Annotated in this window: 15 protein-coding genes; 11 read left to right on the plus strand and 4 right to left on the minus strand. The window is 54.0% G+C overall.

Annotated features, from left to right (window positions below):
• The 3 genes from Q0O33_RS09495 to Q0O33_RS09505 form a co-directional block, all read right to left on the minus strand.
• Positions 1 to 752, minus strand: a 752-nt coding sequence (locus Q0O33_RS09495; RefSeq protein WP_295498798.1) for a haloalkane dehalogenase, incomplete at its 3' end; no start/stop codon positions are given.
• A 60-nt stretch (positions 753 to 812) separates the two neighbouring features.
• The gene (locus Q0O33_RS09500) at positions 813 to 1,724 is read right to left on the minus strand and encodes a formylglycine-generating enzyme family protein (RefSeq protein ID WP_295498801.1); all 912 of its coding nucleotides are present in this window, start codon (positions 1,722 to 1,724) and stop codon (positions 813 to 815) included.
• Complete coding sequence (locus tag Q0O33_RS09505; protein ID WP_295498804.1) at positions 1,724 to 2,323, minus strand: TetR/AcrR family transcriptional regulator; 600 nt, start codon at positions 2,321 to 2,323, stop codon at positions 1,724 to 1,726. The genes Q0O33_RS09500 and Q0O33_RS09505 overlap by 1 nt, the downstream gene beginning before the upstream one ends.
• A gap of 141 nt (positions 2,324 to 2,464) precedes the next feature.
• On the opposite strand from Q0O33_RS09505, the gene Q0O33_RS09510 reads away from it, so the two are divergent.
• The 7 genes from Q0O33_RS09510 to Q0O33_RS09540 all read left to right on the plus strand — a co-directional run bounded on the left by Q0O33_RS09510 (position 2,465) and on the right by Q0O33_RS09540 (position 9,507).
• A complete protein-coding gene (locus tag Q0O33_RS09510) occupies positions 2,465 to 2,716 on the plus strand; it encodes a hypothetical protein (protein WP_295498807.1) in 252 nt (83 codons plus the stop codon).
• 4 nt (positions 2,717 to 2,720) lie between these two features.
• Positions 2,721 to 3,353: a hypothetical protein gene (locus tag Q0O33_RS09515; RefSeq protein WP_295498809.1), complete on the plus strand. Its 633-nt coding sequence runs from the start codon at positions 2,721 to 2,723 to the stop codon at positions 3,351 to 3,353.
• A 50-nt stretch (positions 3,354 to 3,403) separates the two neighbouring features.
• The gene (locus Q0O33_RS09520) at positions 3,404 to 3,745 is read left to right on the plus strand and encodes a hypothetical protein (RefSeq protein WP_295498812.1); all 342 of its coding nucleotides are present in this window, start codon (positions 3,404 to 3,406) and stop codon (positions 3,743 to 3,745) included.
• Positions 3,746 to 3,770: 25 nt separating this feature from the next.
• A complete protein-coding gene (locus tag Q0O33_RS09525; RefSeq protein WP_295498815.1) occupies positions 3,771 to 5,399 on the plus strand; it encodes a sulfatase-like hydrolase/transferase in 1,629 nt (542 codons plus the stop codon).
• Positions 5,400 to 5,942: 543 nt separating this feature from the next.
• Entirely contained in the window at positions 5,943 to 6,845 is a 903-nt protein-coding gene (gene cysD, locus Q0O33_RS09530; RefSeq protein ID WP_295498818.1) for a sulfate adenylyltransferase subunit CysD, read from the plus strand.
• Positions 6,845 to 8,767, plus strand: a complete 1,923-nt coding sequence (gene cysN, locus Q0O33_RS09535) for a sulfate adenylyltransferase subunit CysN (RefSeq protein WP_295498821.1) — start codon at positions 6,845 to 6,847, stop codon at positions 8,765 to 8,767. Before cysD ends, cysN begins: the two co-directional genes overlap by 1 nt.
• Positions 8,764 to 9,507 carry a 3'(2'),5'-bisphosphate nucleotidase CysQ gene (locus tag Q0O33_RS09540; protein ID WP_295498824.1) on the plus strand — a complete coding sequence of 248 codons (744 nt, stop codon included), beginning with the start codon at positions 8,764 to 8,766 and terminating at the stop codon, positions 9,505 to 9,507. Before cysN ends, Q0O33_RS09540 begins: the two co-directional genes overlap by 4 nt.
• A gap of 19 nt (positions 9,508 to 9,526) precedes the next feature.
• On the opposite strand, the gene Q0O33_RS09545 is transcribed toward Q0O33_RS09540, so the two are convergent.
• Positions 9,527 to 10,789 carry a S41 family peptidase gene (locus Q0O33_RS09545; RefSeq protein WP_366048562.1) on the minus strand — a complete coding sequence of 421 codons (1,263 nt, stop codon included), beginning with the start codon at positions 10,787 to 10,789 and terminating at the stop codon, positions 9,527 to 9,529.
• A 705-nt stretch (positions 10,790 to 11,494) separates the two neighbouring features.
• On the opposite strand from Q0O33_RS09545, the gene ahpC reads away from it, so the two are divergent.
• The 4 genes from ahpC to Q0O33_RS09565 form a co-directional block, all read left to right on the plus strand.
• Positions 11,495 to 12,058 carry an alkyl hydroperoxide reductase subunit C gene (gene ahpC, locus Q0O33_RS09550; protein ID WP_295498830.1) on the plus strand — a complete coding sequence of 188 codons (564 nt, stop codon included), beginning with the start codon at positions 11,495 to 11,497 and terminating at the stop codon, positions 12,056 to 12,058.
• A gap of 114 nt (positions 12,059 to 12,172) precedes the next feature.
• On the plus strand, positions 12,173 to 13,723 hold the full coding sequence (ahpF, locus tag Q0O33_RS09555; RefSeq protein ID WP_295498832.1) for an alkyl hydroperoxide reductase subunit F: 1,551 nt from the start codon (positions 12,173 to 12,175) through the stop codon (positions 13,721 to 13,723).
• Positions 13,724 to 13,885: 162 nt separating this feature from the next.
• On the plus strand, positions 13,886 to 14,944 hold the full coding sequence (locus Q0O33_RS09560) for an efflux RND transporter periplasmic adaptor subunit (protein ID WP_295498835.1): 1,059 nt from the start codon (positions 13,886 to 13,888) through the stop codon (positions 14,942 to 14,944).
• A 12-nt stretch (positions 14,945 to 14,956) separates the two neighbouring features.
• The coding region (locus Q0O33_RS09565) for an efflux RND transporter permease subunit (RefSeq protein ID WP_295498838.1) at positions 14,957 to 16,682 on the plus strand (1,726 nt) is incomplete at its 3' end.

Here is a 16,682-nt window from a genome sequence, read left to right on the forward strand (position 1 = left end):
ACTGGGTCGCCATCGCTAAAGCAGCACAGGAACGGCTTGTCCCATTGCTCAAACACCTGCCAAGCACGCTTCTGATCGGGAATCGCGACATTGTTCTCGAAAGGAACGAAGGTCGGGAATATACGGGCTCCAGCCTTGTAGCTGCTGTCTGGGAACGGCGCGTCATAAGCGGCAATCTCGGCAGCGCTCAGCGCGCGCTTTGCCCCAGCGTTGACGATTCTGCCGATCGGAAAGAACGGGCTCCATTGGGAAAAGGCGCGCCAAACGGCAAAAGCGCGCGGTGCCGGACCGCCTTCGGGTAAGCCCCCATTGGACAAAACGACGCCGGCAAAGCGATCGGGCATGTCCGCGACAAGGCGCAGGCCGATCAGCGACCCCCAATCCTGACAGACGAGCGTCATGTTATTCAGGTCAAGCGCCTCAATCCACTGACGCATCCAGCCCACATGGCGTGCATAGCTATAGTCTGTTTTTTGGGTTGGCTTGTCCGATTTGCCGAAACCAATCAGGTCGGGTGCGACTACGCGAAAGCCTGCCGCGACGACCGGGCCAATCATGTGGCGATAGAGGTAGCTCCAGCTTGGTTCGCCATGCATCATCAACACCACCGGCGCATCGCGCGGCCCTTCATCCACATAATGCACGCGCAATGGCGTTCCATCCGAGGGATCCGCAATTTCCACATAATTTGGCGCAAAAGGAAAATCGTGGATATTGGCAAAGGCGCTATCGGGTGTGCGAAGGACTTTCAAAGGTTAACCCCTTAAGTTAAATTATATTGACACTTTAAGTGCCATATTGTGAATGACAGGTCAAGAAGCTGGCCCAACCTTCTTCGTATCAACCAACCTAAACCCGATATGGTCGGTCCCTAGCCCCCGCTCTTGAAACTGACGCGCGGCGGGACGATAGCGTGCGCAATAATTGGCGGCGCAGAGATAAGATCCGCCTTTGATGATATTCACCGGTTCGCTGGCGTCGGCGCGCGATCCGCTGGCGCTCGTCCATTCCCAGACATTACCAATCATATCATACAGACCAAATCCGTTGGGTTGGAAACAGCCCACAGGCGCGCGACCGACATAGCCATCGGTGTTCAGATTTTTGACCGGAAAGACACCTTGATAATAATTTGCTTGCGGTCGGCCCTTTGCATCAACCGGCTCCGGCAATGCCGCTGCGCCGCCGCGCGCCGCATATTCCCACTGTGCCTCGCTCGGTAATTGTTTCCCTACCCATTTCGCATAGGCCTCTGCATCCTGATAGGCGATCTGGACAACGGGTTCCTTGTCTCGACCAACAATGCTCTCTTTTTGCCCGGAAGGGTGTCGCCATTGCGCCCCTGTGACCCAGCGCCACCAACGCGGGTCGGCGTCCGAGGGGACATTGAACACAGCAGAGCCCGGAACAAGCATGTCTGGCGGCGCGTCGGGCAGCTTGGGAGGATTACGTTCCGCTATGGTCTTGTAACCAGTCGCCATAACAAAGGCCGCAAATTCCGCGTTGGTCACTTCCTGGGCGCCGATCCAGAACCCCTTGACCGTGACTGTCTGCGGCGGACCTTCCTCGGGGTAATGCGGATTGTCACCCATAACGAAGCTGCCGCCGGGCACCCAGACCATATCACTGCCCGACAGACCAGTGCAGATTTTATCGGGCGACTTGGGTGCATCGCTGCAACCAGACAGCAGCACCAAGCCGAGAACAAACCCAAAGCGTTGCATCAATCCTCCGGCATGCTCGATATAGCATCGCTGAGCAAACGCCGCACGACAGCCTTGGCGTCCTCAAAAGGCAGTTCCTGATCATGCCTTAGCAGTCGCCATGTTTGGAAACTCAATATGACATTGAGGCCACGGGTGCCCACCACATCGGCCTTTACCGCCAAAGGCAAATGTGCCTCGGCAGTCTCTTGTTCGAGCCGCAGTGTCCGGCGATAGTCCTGCATCAGATAAGGCGACTGGAAACGTTTGAGATTGGCTGAAATCCGATAAGGCAAAATGGTCTCGAAAACCATCGCACGACGATCAGCGATGTCGAAGAGCTTTTCCCTCCATGTCGCGCCAGTGGGCGGTTCAAGGATAATGGGCATCACCTGCGTCTCAATCGCCTCGCCCATTTCGCGGTAAAGCTCATCCATATCATCAAAGTGTCGGAAAACCGAGCGGAGCCCGACGCCTGCCACCTCTGCAACACCCGCAGCGCTGGGGGCGACTTCGCCCTTGCCAACCAAGTCGAGCAATGCAGCAACGATCTTTGAGCGGCTAGACCGGCTGCGTTCGCGGCGGCCATCGGCGTGCTGCGCTGTCGGGCGTGCTGTCATTTTGTGCGATGCGTTGATCATACCGCCGTGTTTTGCGGCAAAAAGGCGCTGACGCAAGCGACAAAAGCGATTGCAAATATATTTTGGCACAATTAATGCCACAATATTGAACTGCGTTGTTGAAAGAGGATGAAGCTAAAAATGGCAAAAGCAGCACTTATTGTGGCGGCGTCTGGCCTTCTGTTTTCTGGTGCGCCGCTTTTGGCACAGGACAGTGTGCGCGAAGCGTGCATGCCCGATATCCGTAAATATTGCTCTGCAGAATTGGGAAGCTTTAGCCGGGAAAAGGTCCGCGCCTGCCTTATCAAAAATATCAAGAAAACTTCGCCCTCCTGTCAAGAAGCGGCAAGGGCACGGCGCGATGCCGAGCGCGCCCAGAAGGCAGGCAGTTAGAACTATGACACTATGGATGATCTGGGGCACGGCGTTGCTTGCGTATGGCCTATTTCGAATCTGGTATGATAATTGGTCCGGCCCACTGAAACCTGCTGAAATTGATGCGATTCTTGCGCAACTGGCGGGACGTTTCGAGGGCACAGGAAATAGCCCTGACGTTTTACGGACTTTCCTTGAAGCCGATGATGGCCGCGAGTTTGTCATGCTCAATCTGGTTAAAGCGCAGATGGAGCAAGTTGAGGACCCCAAAACGGGGCAAATGGTTCAAGGCTTCGATCTGCTCAAGCGCTATTCAAAACGCTTCATTACGGTGTTGTTCAGAACAGGCGGCCATCCCGGCATGGTCGGACGCAAGGTCGGCGGATATATTGATGCGTGGAACACCGAGGCGGATCCCGATTGGACGATCTTTGGCCTGATGCGCTACCGCAGTCGGCGCGATATGATGAAGCTGGTGATGGATCCCGCATTTATGGAAGGCCATCCTGACAAGCTGCTGGGTACGCTGGCGACTTTTTCTTTCCCAACTCAGCGTGTGGTGTCCTTTTATGTAAGCCCGCGGGTCACCGTGGCATTATTGCTGGCGCTGCTTGCGGCACTGGCACATATCATATGGTTGACGTGCAGCGCATGAATTCCGCGCTACATTCGAGGCAAGAGACGCGCTGGAACCGGCGGCTATGGATGCGGCTTGCCACGGTCAACGCGCTCGCATCTGTCATCGCGCTTATATTCTCTGGGCATGTGACGGAAGATGTCTCATCGATTATAAGGCTAGGTGCCCAAGTTCAGTTCATGCACAGCATGGCGAGCATCGCCTGTGCTACGTTCATGAATGTTGGCGCATTCGGCGCGCGCCATGCCCCGGCCTTCCTCCTTGGCGGGTCGCTCTTGTTTGCCTTGCTTCAGTATATAGCAGCCTTAGGGTTTTGGGACGTAGCCAACTGGATGACGGGAACTGCAGCGGTCCTAATGGCAATTGGTTGGTTGATTATGTTTGCGGCGGGACGGAATATAGACACATAAAGCAAGTAGTCGGGAGACATTGGCGATGCGAAAACTCAAATGGATCGTTGCGTTAGCCCTGATCATTAGCACATGCTATTTCGTCCTTCAGAAGTACTGGATATTCATTCCCGGAATGGTCGCACAGTTAAGCGAACCCATTGCCGAAAACCGTCCCATTGAATGGGCGCAGGGTCCCTCGGTGGCACCCCCTGGCAAACGCCCGCCTAATGTCATCCTGATTGTCGCCGATGATTTGGGGATGAACGACATTTCGCTGTATGGCGGCGGGGTCGCCAGTGGAGCGGTGCCGACCCCCAATATCGATTCGATTGCCAAACAGGGCGTCAGCTTTGCCAATGGCTATGCCGCCAACGCCACCTGCTCGCCTTCGCGCGCGGCCTTGATGACGGGGCGCTATCCGACACGGTTCGGTTTTGAATTTACCTCGGTTCCTGCGGCTTTCGTGTCAAACCTAGCGCATATCGACAGCACGTCGCCTTATCCGACAATCTATCATAAAGAATTGAACCATGACCTGCCTGCTTATGCCGACATGGGGGTGCCCAATGCAGAAATCATGTTGCCCGAGGTGCTGAAAGCCAAGGGTTATCATAATATCCACATCGGCAAATGGCATCTGGGTGAAGCCAAAGCATTGCGGCCAACGTCACAAGGTTTCGACGAAAGCCTCGGCATGCGTTCCGGCGGGGATTTGTTCATGGCCGAAGATGACCCACAGGTCGTCAATGCAAAGCTGCCATGGGATCCAATAGACCGCTTTTTATGGGCCAATTTGCCTTATGCCGTCTATTGGGGGGACAGTCAGCGCTTTCGTCCCAAAGGCCATCTGACCGATTATTTCACCGACAATGCGCTGGCCGCAATCGAGGCCAACAAGAACCGGCCCTTCTTCATGTATCTCGCTTATAATGCGCCGCATACTCCGCTGCAGGCGCTGAAATCGGATTATGATGCCCTGCCGCAGATCAAGGATCATACCCAGCGCGTCTATGGCGCGATGATGCGCCAACTTGACCGGCGGATTGGCGATGTGCTGCAAAAACTGAAGGACACCGGACTTGAAGAGAATACGTTGGTTATCTTTACCAGTGACAATGGCGGTGCATGGTACACGGGCATAAAGGACCACAACACACCCTATCGCGGGTATAAAGGCACCTTCTTTGAAGGTGGTATTCGCGTGCCGATGCTGATGCGCTGGCCGGGCAGAATCGCGCCGGGGACGGTTCGCAAGGATGTTGCCCAGCATCTGGATATGTTTGCGACGATTGCAGCAACAACCGGCGCTAAGTTGCCAAATGATCGCAAGATGGACAGCTTCAACCTCCTTGGCGCAGGGCCAAAACGCGAAATCACTTTCTGGCGTTCGGGGCATTATCGCGTTATCCGCGCGGGCGAATGGAAATTGCAAATTTCCAAACGTCCTGACAAGGTGTGGCTGTTCAACCTCGCCACCGATCCTACGGAGCAAATCAATTTGGCTGCTAAGGATCCGGCGCGCGTGGCGGAACTGCGCGCGTTGATTGAAGCACAAAATGCTGGACTTCCCAAACCTTTATGGCCCGGCTTACTCGAAGGCGCGATCCGCATCGATGTTCCGCTCAATGCCCCTTGGAAGAAAGATCAGGAATATGTCTATTGGGCCAATTGATGGCGCAGTGCTGCTCAGGTAATATCGTTAATTATCACCGCAGAATTCCTGTCCAGCCGCTTATAGTATGCGCGAAACTGGTCTCGCGGCGACGCAACCAACCCGAATTATGATGGCCCTTGGGTATTCCAACGCGGGCAGAGTGTTTTTACACATCATCGCATAGGCTTCTGTCGGGCTGTTGGCGCGCTGGATCGCTAGCGCATGTGTTTCTATGTACAACGCTTCATCTTCCTCGCATTTGCAGATCATTACCAATCAGCCACTTTTTTACCGCTGATTTTCTCACCGAGCAATCTTGCGCGATAACTTCGAAAAACCGTTTGGCAAATCCGTGACATTAGGTTCAACATTTCTCGACCGAACTGCTGCTTTCCCATCGCACCCCATCCAGATAGGTATCATGACGATTAGGTCCAAACATTATAATCACATGCTTTTCGTGGTATGCGCTAAAGTGGGGATATTCGCGCATGGAAGAATGTCTTGTTTGCCCGATGCAATGGCGCCCGGCTATGAGGGTCATAGAAAGAGAAACAAACTATGACTAAATCACTGACGCATCTTGAGCGCCTTGAGGCTGAAGCTATCCATATAATGCGGGAGGTTATTGCGGACGCAGAAAAGCCGGTAATGCTATACAGCGTGGGTAAAGACAGCGCCGTGATGCTGCATTTGGCGCGCAAGGCATTTTACCCGTCGTCCCCGCCATTTCCGTTGTTGCATATCGACACCACATGGAAGTTCAAGGCGATGTATGCATTGCGCGAGAAGGCTGCGCGCGATGCCGGTATGGAGTTATTGGTCCACCAAAACCCCGAGGCGACCGCGCGCGGCATCAACCCATTCGATCACGGGTCACTACATACCGATATGTGGAAAACCGAAGGGCTGAAACAAGCGCTCGACCAACATGGTTTCGACGTTACCTTTGGCGGAGCGCGGCGTGACGAAGAAAAAAGCCGGGCTAAGGAACGCATATTCTCTTTCCGCACCGCGACGCATATTTGGGACCCAAAGAACCAGCGGCCCGAATTATGGAATTTATACAATACGCGCAAAGCGAAAGCCGAGAGCATCAGGGTCTTTCCGATCTCCAACTGGACCGAGCTCGATATCTGGCAATATATTCACCTTGAGAATATCGAGATTGTACCGCTATATTTCAGCGCACCGCGCCCCACCGTAACCCGCGACGGGATGTTGCTGATGGTTGATGACGAACGCTTCCCGTTAAAAGACGGCGAGGTTCCGGTTGAACGTTCCATCCGTTTCCGGACGCTGGGATGCTACCCACTGACGGGCGCGGTCGAAAGCCATGCCACAACCTTACCCGAAATTATCCAGGAAATGCTGCTGACCACCACCTCAGAACGGCAGGGGCGCGCCATCGACCATGATCAGGCCGCCAGCATGGAGAAGAAGAAGCAGGAGGGATACTTCTGATGTCGCATGTGAAAACCGACCATGTCATATACAAAACCGATGACCTTATTGCTTCAGACATTGACGCCTATCTGAATGTCCACCAGCATAAGTCGCTGTTGCGGTTTATCACCTGCGGATCTGTCGATGACGGTAAATCGACGCTTATCGGTCGATTACTGTACGATTCCAAAATGATTTTTGAAGATCAGCTTGCGACTTTGCAGTCCGATTCCAAACGGATGGGAACGCAGGGCGAAGACATCGACTTTGCGTTGCTTGTTGACGGTCTTGCAGCCGAGCGAGAGCAAGGCATCACGATCGACGTCGCCTACCGGTTTTTCGCCACGGAGAAGCGGAAATTCATCGTCGCCGATTGCCCGGGCCATGAACAATATACACGGAATATGGTAACTGGCGCGTCAACCGCGGACCTTGCGGTGATCCTGATCGATGCGCGTAAAGGCGTTCTGGTCCAGACACGGCGCCATAGCTATCTCGTTAAACTATTGGGTATAAGAAACATTGTCCTTGCCGTTAACAAGATGGACCTGATCGACTATGATCAGGCGACATATGACGCAATCGTCACCGAATATACCGCATTTGCCGCAAGCATTGGGATACACGATTTTACTGCCATGCCGATTTCCGGCTTCAAAGGCGATAACATCACGGAGCGTTCCGTCCATATGCCATGGTATATGGGTCAGCCCCTAATTGCGCATTTGGAGACCGTCGCACTTGATAATGACGCGGACCAGGCCAAGCCACTGCGTATGCCGGTACAATGGGTCAACCGGCCCAATCTCGATTTTCGAGGGTTTTCCGGCCAGATCGCCACGGGCATCGTGCGTCCGGGCGATGCCATTCGCGTGCTACCGTCAGGTAAGACTTCAACGATCAGCAAGATTGTCACGCTTGACGGCGAACTCAGCAAAGCTGTTGCAGGCCAATCGGTTACGCTTTGCTTTACAGACGAAATTGACTGTTCGCGCGGGGACGTGATTGCCGCTGCAGACAATCCACCTGAAGTGTCCGACCAGTTTGAAAGCACCATTGTCTGGATGGCAGACGATCCTTTAATTCCAGGGCGTGCTTATTGGCTGAAGCTTGGGACACAAACTGTATCGGCTACAGTGCAATCGCCCAAATTCACCGTCAATGTAAACAATATGGAGCATATGGCGGCCAAGACTTTGGAACTCAACGCTATTGGCGTGGCGGAAATATTAACCGACAAACCTATTGTGTTCGAACCATATATGAACAACCATGTTTTGGGCGGATATATTCTGATCGACAAGATCTCCAATGCCACCGTCGCCGCGGGCATGCTGCACTTTTCTTTGCGGCGCGCACAAAATGTCCATTGGCAAGCGACCGACATTGGCCGCGAAGCGCATGCCGCACTCAAAAACCAAAAGCCCAAGATACTGTGGTTCACGGGCCTTTCTGGTTCAGGCAAATCGACGATTGCCAATGAAGTGGAAAAGACACTCCATCTGCTGAACCGGCATACATTTTTGCTCGATGGCGACAATATCCGCCATGGCCTCAATAAGGATTTGGGCTTTACCGAAACCGACCGAATTGAAAACATTCGCCGGGTGGGCGAAGTGGCAAAGCTGATGGCAGATGCAGGCCTCATTGTTCTGACTGCGTTTATTTCGCCATTCCGCGCAGAACGTGATATGGTGCGCGCGATGATGCCGGAAGGTGAGTTTGTCGAAATATTCGTCGACACGCCACTTGCGGTCGCCGAAGCGCGCGATGTAAAGGGGCTTTATAAAAAGGCCCGTGCCGGACAGTTAAAGAATTTTACAGGAATCGACAGTCCCTATGAACCACCTGAAAAGCCCGATATCAAGGTGAACACGGTCGAAATGAGCGCTGCCGAAGCCGCTGAACATATCGTTCGCCAGCTGATGCCACTAAAATGAGCATTATCGCCGACGATAGCGCATTGGCAGCGCATTTGGCAGAAACTGCTGGAAAATTGCTTTTGCAAGTGCGCGACAGCGGACTGCTGTCATTGCAGGCGCTTGGCAAGGCTGGGGACCAAACCGCCAACCAGTTTTTGATCCATGCCATTGCCGAACAACGTCCTGACGACGGATTGTTGTCTGAAGAAAGCAAGGATACCAAGGCGCGCCTATCAAAATCCCGAGTGTGGATCATTGATCCGGTCGATGGCACCCGCGAATATAGTGAAGGCCGCACCGATTGGGCCGTCCATGTCGCGCTTGCCATAAATGGCGCGCCGGTGATTGGCGCGGTTGCCCTTCCCGGATTGGGCGTGGTTCTAAGAAGCGATCAGCCAACCGAAATCCCTCCTGCCCCAGCAAAACCGCGCATGGTGGTCAGCCGCACTAGACCCGCGGCAGAAGCCATGGCGGTGGCAAACGCTTTAGGCGCTGAATGCATCCCTATGGGTTCTGCAGGCGCAAAAGCGATGGCGGTCGTGCGCGGTGATGCGGACATTTACCTGCACAATGGCGGCCAGTATGAATGGGACAATTGCGCACCCGCAGCTGTCGCTGCCGCCTTTGGCCTGCACGTCAGCCGTATCGATGGTAGCCCTTTGGTCTATAATCAGGCGGATACATATATCCCGGACCTACTCATTTGTCGCAAACAGCATGCCCAAAGCGTGTTGGACGCGCTAAAAGCGGCGACCTGAGCGCATCCCAGACGATGTTTTAGAACAATCCAGGCACCTCACGTTGCGCGGTGCTGGCGTTTGTCGGCGCAGGCAAAACACGACGTTCATTTCGTGAATTTGTGCTCTGGGCGCTTTGGGCGAGCGCTATTGGCGTGCAACTACGTCCCGCCACGAAATCGAGCGCCGTGCGGAGCGATGCCTCTTGCGGGTCGCCTAATGGCCGGGTGATATCGTCTGCCGCCGCACAAGTGGAGCGCATGGTGCCCGCAAGGCCCGAGAAATAATCACCCTGCCCAGCCGCATTCTCTTTCGCAAAAGCAACAACGCGAATTCGGTCATCGCAGGCGGTTAGATCAAGCCCGATCTGCCCGACGGGCTTACCGAAACTGTTGCTTCCAATCAAAGCAGCGTTGGTCCCGAGAAACGGCGCGAAGCTCGCCGCCACCAACTCGCTGGCAGACGCCGTGGCGTTGGTGGAGATGAAGGCGATCTTCACGGGTGACACCGATTGTGACTGCGGCGCAAAGCGACGCGTTTCATTTTCCGATGACTTGGATGCGCGGAAACGCGTGACTGAGAAAATGTCGCTGCTAGATCGATTGCCGCCAAGCAAGTCGCCCATTATTTCCGCTGTTGAGACAAGCCCGCCGCCATTATAGCGGAAATCGATAACAAAGTTTGTGACGCCCTGTGCGCGGAAATCCGAAAACGCTGTCCGCAACTGATCGTTAGCAGTAGAAATGAACGTGCGCATGTTGATGTATCCAACGCGCTGTCCACCGCCATTGTCGATTATCTTTACCCCATAACGCGATGAAAGCGGCCTAACATCATATTCCGCTTTGGCCACGGTGACATTGCGCGTACCCGTTGAGTCAGTAATCCGGAAGACACGGCTAGTCCCAACGGTATTCGGACCTAAAGCGCTAGATACCCCCGCAGAGCCCTGTGTCGCCAATATATCAGCTACCGAACGGATATTTGAAGAATCGGTTCCGATTCCGACAATTTCCGTCCCACGGTCAATGCCAGTGGTAAGCGCTGGCGCGCCCTCAAAGGCTTCTATTACGAATAAGCGCGAACCTTGATACGAAAGACGCACGCCAAACCCGGCTGTCGCACCTGACGAGAAGTAGGCGTTTTCCTCTTGAATAGAAGTAACGTAGGTGAAAAATCGGTCACGCCCCTGACTACGTGCAGTCGCGGTTAAGGCGTCAATATAGGCGTCGACTGAACTGTAAGCCGATGGGTTAAGCGAAGTTGGCAGCGTTTCTGGAAACAAATACCATTCATTCAGCACGGACCCCGCAAAATTCTGCCGATTAAGTAAACTACAAGTTGAAGTGGGCGGAGGCGGTGGAGGTGGGGGTGGAGGCGTTACACTAGTGGGTGGAACGGTGACTGTATCGCCACCTGAACCACTTCCGCCACCGCCACATGCCGAAACGCCTACAGCCAAAATAAGTATGATGCTGTTTAACGCACGTTTTTTCATAGCCTGCTCCTTTTGTGCTTGCACCATCCCAATGCCACATAAGTGCACGGGTTGTGATCCATTCACAAGTAACATTTCTGTCTCAAACCTCGGAATAGCGGCTATTTCTTGTAAATTCTTTTGGCACTTTATCTTCCGGAACGGCGTGGAGCATCTCATCCAGAAACTGTCCTTGTCTGATAGCCGCGATTATATACCCCCTGATTTATTTGCATCCAAGGGGCGGCGCCAGGTAACTGGCGCATTCCGCCCTCAGATGCCTTGTTTGCAAAGCGTAAACTGCGTGGCGTATTTTTATTGGCCAACTAGCTAAAGACGCGTGTGGACATGAGCAAGATACTTGTGCGCTATTGGTGTGCTATTTTCGCCTTGGGCAGCGGCACATTACAACATTAATTATCGACAAAAACGATTAGTCATTGCAAAAAGCGTTGCTAGACTAAATCAAGAAAATCGTGTTCAGACACGTCAGTCCAAATCAACATCTCTTCAACTAAAAGGGTAATTCACATGGGTATCATTGGTTCAAGCCTTAAGCCATTCACCGCGCAATCATATAAAGCGGGCAAATTTGTCGAAGTGTCGGACACCGACGTTAAGGGCAAATGGGCCGTCTTTTTCTTCTATCCAGCCGACTGGACCTTCGTCTGCCCAACCGAACTCGAAGATCTCGCTAACCAATATGCAGACCTGCAAGGCATGGGCGTAGAGGTCTATTCAGTATCGACCGACACCCATTTCAGCCACAAAGCATGGCATGATGGTTCACCAGCGATCGGCAAGATCAACTTCCACATGCTTGGCGACCAGAACCATGTGATCAGCAACAATTTCGGCGTTTTGCGCGAAGGCCAAGGCCTCGCCGACCGCGCGACCTTCGTAGTCGATCCAGACGGCGTGATCCAAGTCATGGAAATCACATGCGAAGGCGTTGGCCGTAACGCGGTTGAACTCGTCCGCAAGATTAAGGCCGCGATCTACGTGCGTGAAAACCCAGGTCAGGTTTGCCCTGCAAAGTGGGAAGAAGGCGGCGAAACGCTTGCACCTTCGATCGACCTCGTCGGTAAGATCTAAATATACATATTGGGTGCTGCGTGAACGGCGTGGCACCCAATGTAACGCTTTTCGAAGAATTTCGGCCGCGTTTTTGCGCGGCACGCCTGTGCTTGCTTACAAAAGGCCTCTCCGATGCTTGATGCTGCTACAACTGCCCAGCTAAAAACCTATCTAGCAAATCTGCGCACGCCCGTTGAACTGATCGCGACTTTGGACGACAGCCCAAAGTCACGGGAAATGCGCACGCTGGTAGAAAGCGTAGTTGAACAATCGCCTTTGTTGTCGGCGCGCTATGACGGTCATGCAGACCGCTCGCCGTCCTTTGCTATTCGCCGCGCCGATGGAACTGCTGAAACGCACTTTGCTGGCCTGCCGCTTGGCCATGAATTTACATCATTGGTGCTCGCATTGTTGCACATGGGTGGTCATCCGCCAAAAGAAGAAGCCGAGCTGCTCGATTCTGTGAAGGCGCTTGAGGGCAGTTTCAAATTCGAAACATTTTTCTCCTTGTCCTGCCAGAATTGCCCTGATGTTATTCAGGCCATCAACATCATGGCGGCCCTCAATCCCGGCGTGAGTCATGTGGCCATTGACGGCGCGATTTTCCGTGAGGAGGTCGAGACACGCAAGGTCATGGCAGTGCCAGCGGTTTACTTAAACGGCGAACCATTTGGCCAAGGCCGCATGGACCTGTCGCAAATCATGGCAAAGCTGGATACCGGCACGCTTGCCCGTGCAGCGGAAAAGATTGCCGCCAAGGAGCCATTTGAGGTTCTGGTCGTCGGCGGTGGACCTGCTGGTGCGGCAGCAGCGATTTACGCCGCGCGTAAGGGTATTCGTACGGGTATTGTGGCTGAACGCTTTGGCGGCCAAGTGCTCGATACTATGGGTATCGAAAACTTCATTTCAGTCCAACACACAGAAGGGCCGAAGCTCGCCGCCCAGTTGGAACAGCATGTTCGTGAATATGACGTGGACATTATGAACTTGCAAACGGCGGCGGAACTCATCCCCGCTGGCTCCGATGGATTACACGAAGTCAAACTCGCCAGCGGCGCATCGTTGAAGGCGCGGACTTTGATCCTGTCGACCGGTGCGCGCTGGCGGCAGATGGGCGTCCCCGGCGAAGAGGAATATCGCAACCGAGGCGTTGCTTATTGCCCACATTGCGATGGACCTTTGTATAAGGGAAAGCGGACGGCGGTCATTGGTGGTGGGAACTCTGGCGTTGAGGCCGCGATCGACCTTGCCGGTATCGTCGCGCATGTCACATTGATCGAATTTGACTCACAGTTGCGCGCCGATGCTGTGTTGCAGAAGAAACTCCGCAGCCTACCCAACGTCGATATCATTACATCCGCGCTCAGCACGGAAGTCATTGGCGACGGCGAGAAGGTTCAGGCTTTGGTCTATACTGACAGAAACACGGATGAGTCGCATCGCATCGATCTGGATGGCATTTTCGTACAGATTGGCTTGGTTCCCAATACCGAATGGCTTAAGGGCCCGCTAACTTTGTCACCGCGCGGCGAAATAGACATCGACGCCCACAACGCGACCAATCTTCCAGGTGTGTTTGCGGCAGGTGATGTCACAACTGTCCCGTATAAGCAGATTATCGTCGCGATGGGCGAAGGGACGAAGGCGGCTCTTTCCGCGTTTGACCATATCATCCGGCATTGATGGAAAGATAAAACTAAGCAGCCGAGCGCTGCCGGCTTGCTACCAAAAAGCGTTTTCGCAAAGAAAAGCTTTGTTTGTCGAAAATGACTGGTCGATTGGTATAAGTTCCGCCAACAGCAAGTTTGAGTTGTTTCTCTTTCTGAATCCCCAATCGGTGATAAAATGCGTAAGCCAATTACTAAGCCAATCATTCTGTCATTGATGTTCTGTGTAGCCGCATGTGGTGGCAGCGAAGAAAAGCGCGAGCGCCCTACCCCACTGGTTACCATCGACGCGGCATCCTCACATGAATTTTCGGACGTGTATGTCGCCGTGGGAACGGCTAATGCAAATGAGCAAGTTTCGGTCCGCGCGCCTGTGACCGAACGGATAACGCAGCTTGGCTTTTCGGACGGCGACTATGTACAAAGGGGACAGATGCTCGCGGTTCTTGCGCAAGGTCAGGAAACGGCATCGCTTGCTAGTGCGCAAGCCCGGGCACGCGAAGCCGAGCAGCAACTAACGCGTATCAGCGAATTGCATCGCCGCGGCTTTGCAACCAACGCAAGTTTGGACGCGCAAACGGCATCTGCAAACGCGGCAAAGGCGTTAGCAAATGAGGCGCGTGCCTCGATTGGCGACCGTGTCGTGCGCGCGCCTTTTTCCGGCTACGTATCGTTACGGCGCATCTCCGTTGGCGCAGTGGTTAGCGCGGGAGATGAAATCGCTGCAGTGAGCGATCTGAGTTCAATTAAGCTCGACTTTTCCGTGCCAGAGACAATGCTTACCAATGTCCGAGTAGGACAGGTCATAACGGCAAAAGCCGCGGCCTTTCCAGACTATGTCGCGTCGGGCCAGATTACCGCTATTGACCCCGTTATCAATCCACAAAACCGCACCGCGACATTGCGTGCAGTTTTGCCCAACCGCGATGCCATGTTGAAACCCGGCATGCTGTTATCCGTCACAATAGCATCGAAAAATCGCACTGCCCCGGCCGTGCCCGAGCTGTCCTTGGTCCGCGAAGGTGATACCAGCTTTGTCTACACGGTTGGATCCGATCTTAAAGTGAAGCGCACGCCCGTCAAAACCGGCACGCGCGACAGCAACTTAGTTGAAGTTGTTGAAGGCCTGACAGCGGGTACCAAAATTGTCACCGAAGGCGTGGTAAAGCTCTCCGATGGCGCCACCGTGCGGACTGGCCCCGCAAAGGCCAACGTCTCCCCAGTGAAATCGCGCTGATATTGGTCTGACATGAAGCTTTCTGACATCTCCGTCCGCAGACCCGTATTCGCAGCCGTCATTGCGATTTTAATGGTACTCGTGGGTATTGTCGGGTTCTTAAGTCTGCCCGTCCGCGAATATCCCGACACGGAACCGCCAATCGTGTCTGTCGGGACAACCTACACAGGTGCAGCAGCCACAGTCGTTGAATCGCGCGTCACGCAAGTCCTTGAAAATTCACTTGCTGGTATTGAGGGGATACAGACCATTACATCGCGTTCACGCGATGGGCAGTCGGATATTACAATCGAATTTACGCCGGGCCGGTCGGTAGACAGCGCCGCCAATGATGTCCGTGACCGTGTCGGGGGCGCAGCCGACGACTTGCCAGAAGAAGTGCTACCGCCCGAAGTGCGCAAGGTCGATGCCGACGCGTCACCAATTCTGTTCCTTGTCGTGTCGAGGCCGGGCTGGTCGCGACTTGAGCTCAGTGATTATGTCGACCGCAATCTCGTTGACCGCTTTTCATCCTTAGACGGCGTTGCGCGAGTATTTGTGGGCGGCGAAGCACGCCCCTCAATGCGGATATGGCTTCAGCCGGATCGTTTGGCCGCCTTGGGCCTTACGCCAATAGACATTGAAAATTCCCTGCGCAGCCAGAATGTCGAGCTTCCTGCGGGCCGACTTGAATCCACCGATCAAAATGTCACACTGCGGGTGAGCCGCCCCTTTGGTGATGAAGCCGAATTTCGCCAATTGATCGTCGCGCGTGGCGCAGACGGATCGTTGACGCGATTAGGTGATGTTGCGCGTATCGAGACCGGTCCGGAAAATCCTTACGCAGCATTTCGCCTTAATGGAGAGTCTGCACTAGGCATGGGTATTGTGCGCCAATCCGGCGCGAATACCTTGGCTGTAGCCGAAAGCGCAAAGGCACTTGCCGAACAAATAAAGCCTTCGCTGCCACAGGGCATGACGATCACGGCAGGCTCCGATGACTCCTTGTTCATTAGCAAGGCGATCAGTAGCGTGTGGGTTACCTTGGCAGAAGCAGCAGCGCTGGTTGTCTTGGTCATCTTCCTGTTTTTGGGGAGCTGGCGTGCGACCATTATTCCTGCTGTCACGGTCCCTATTTGCTTGCTCGCAACTTTTGCGGTCCTCTGGTTGCTCGGTTTTTCGATTAACTTGCTGACACTATTGGCAATGGTGCTAGCCATTGGCCTTGTGGTCGATGACGCCATTGTTGTGCTTGAAAACGTCTATCACCGTATTGAAAAAGTGGAGCCGCCTTTGGTCGCGGCCGTAACCGGAACGCGGCAAGTGGCGTTTGCCGTAGTCTCGACGACTGTCGTCGTTTGTGCCGTCTTTGTGCCAGTGATGTTTCTGGCTGGCCAGACGGGCTTGCTGTTCCGCGAATTGGCTGGTGCGATGATTGCAGCCATTGCCTTTTCCGGCTTTATCGCGCTTAGCCTCGCGCCAATGTTGTGTTCAAAGCTTTTGAAGAAGCAAGAACGTGGACGGGTTGCACAATGGGTAGATGACAAGTTCCAGAGGCTTGAGAAGCGTTATGCCAATCTGCTTTCGCGGGTTATCGCAAGGCCTTTAGTCGCCTCGCTAGGCGTGCTTGGATTTCTTCTGTTCGCCGGATTTCTGTTTACAACGTTACAGTCCGAACTGGCGCCAGCCGAGGATGTCGGCAATCTGAACGTAAGTGTTTCCGCGTCTGAGGGCACTGGTTACGAAACTATGGACAAAT

Origin of the sequence: Sphingorhabdus sp. EL138 (assembly GCF_945862485.1) — a bacterium.
GTDB lineage: Bacteria > Pseudomonadota > Alphaproteobacteria > Sphingomonadales > Sphingomonadaceae > Sphingorhabdus_B.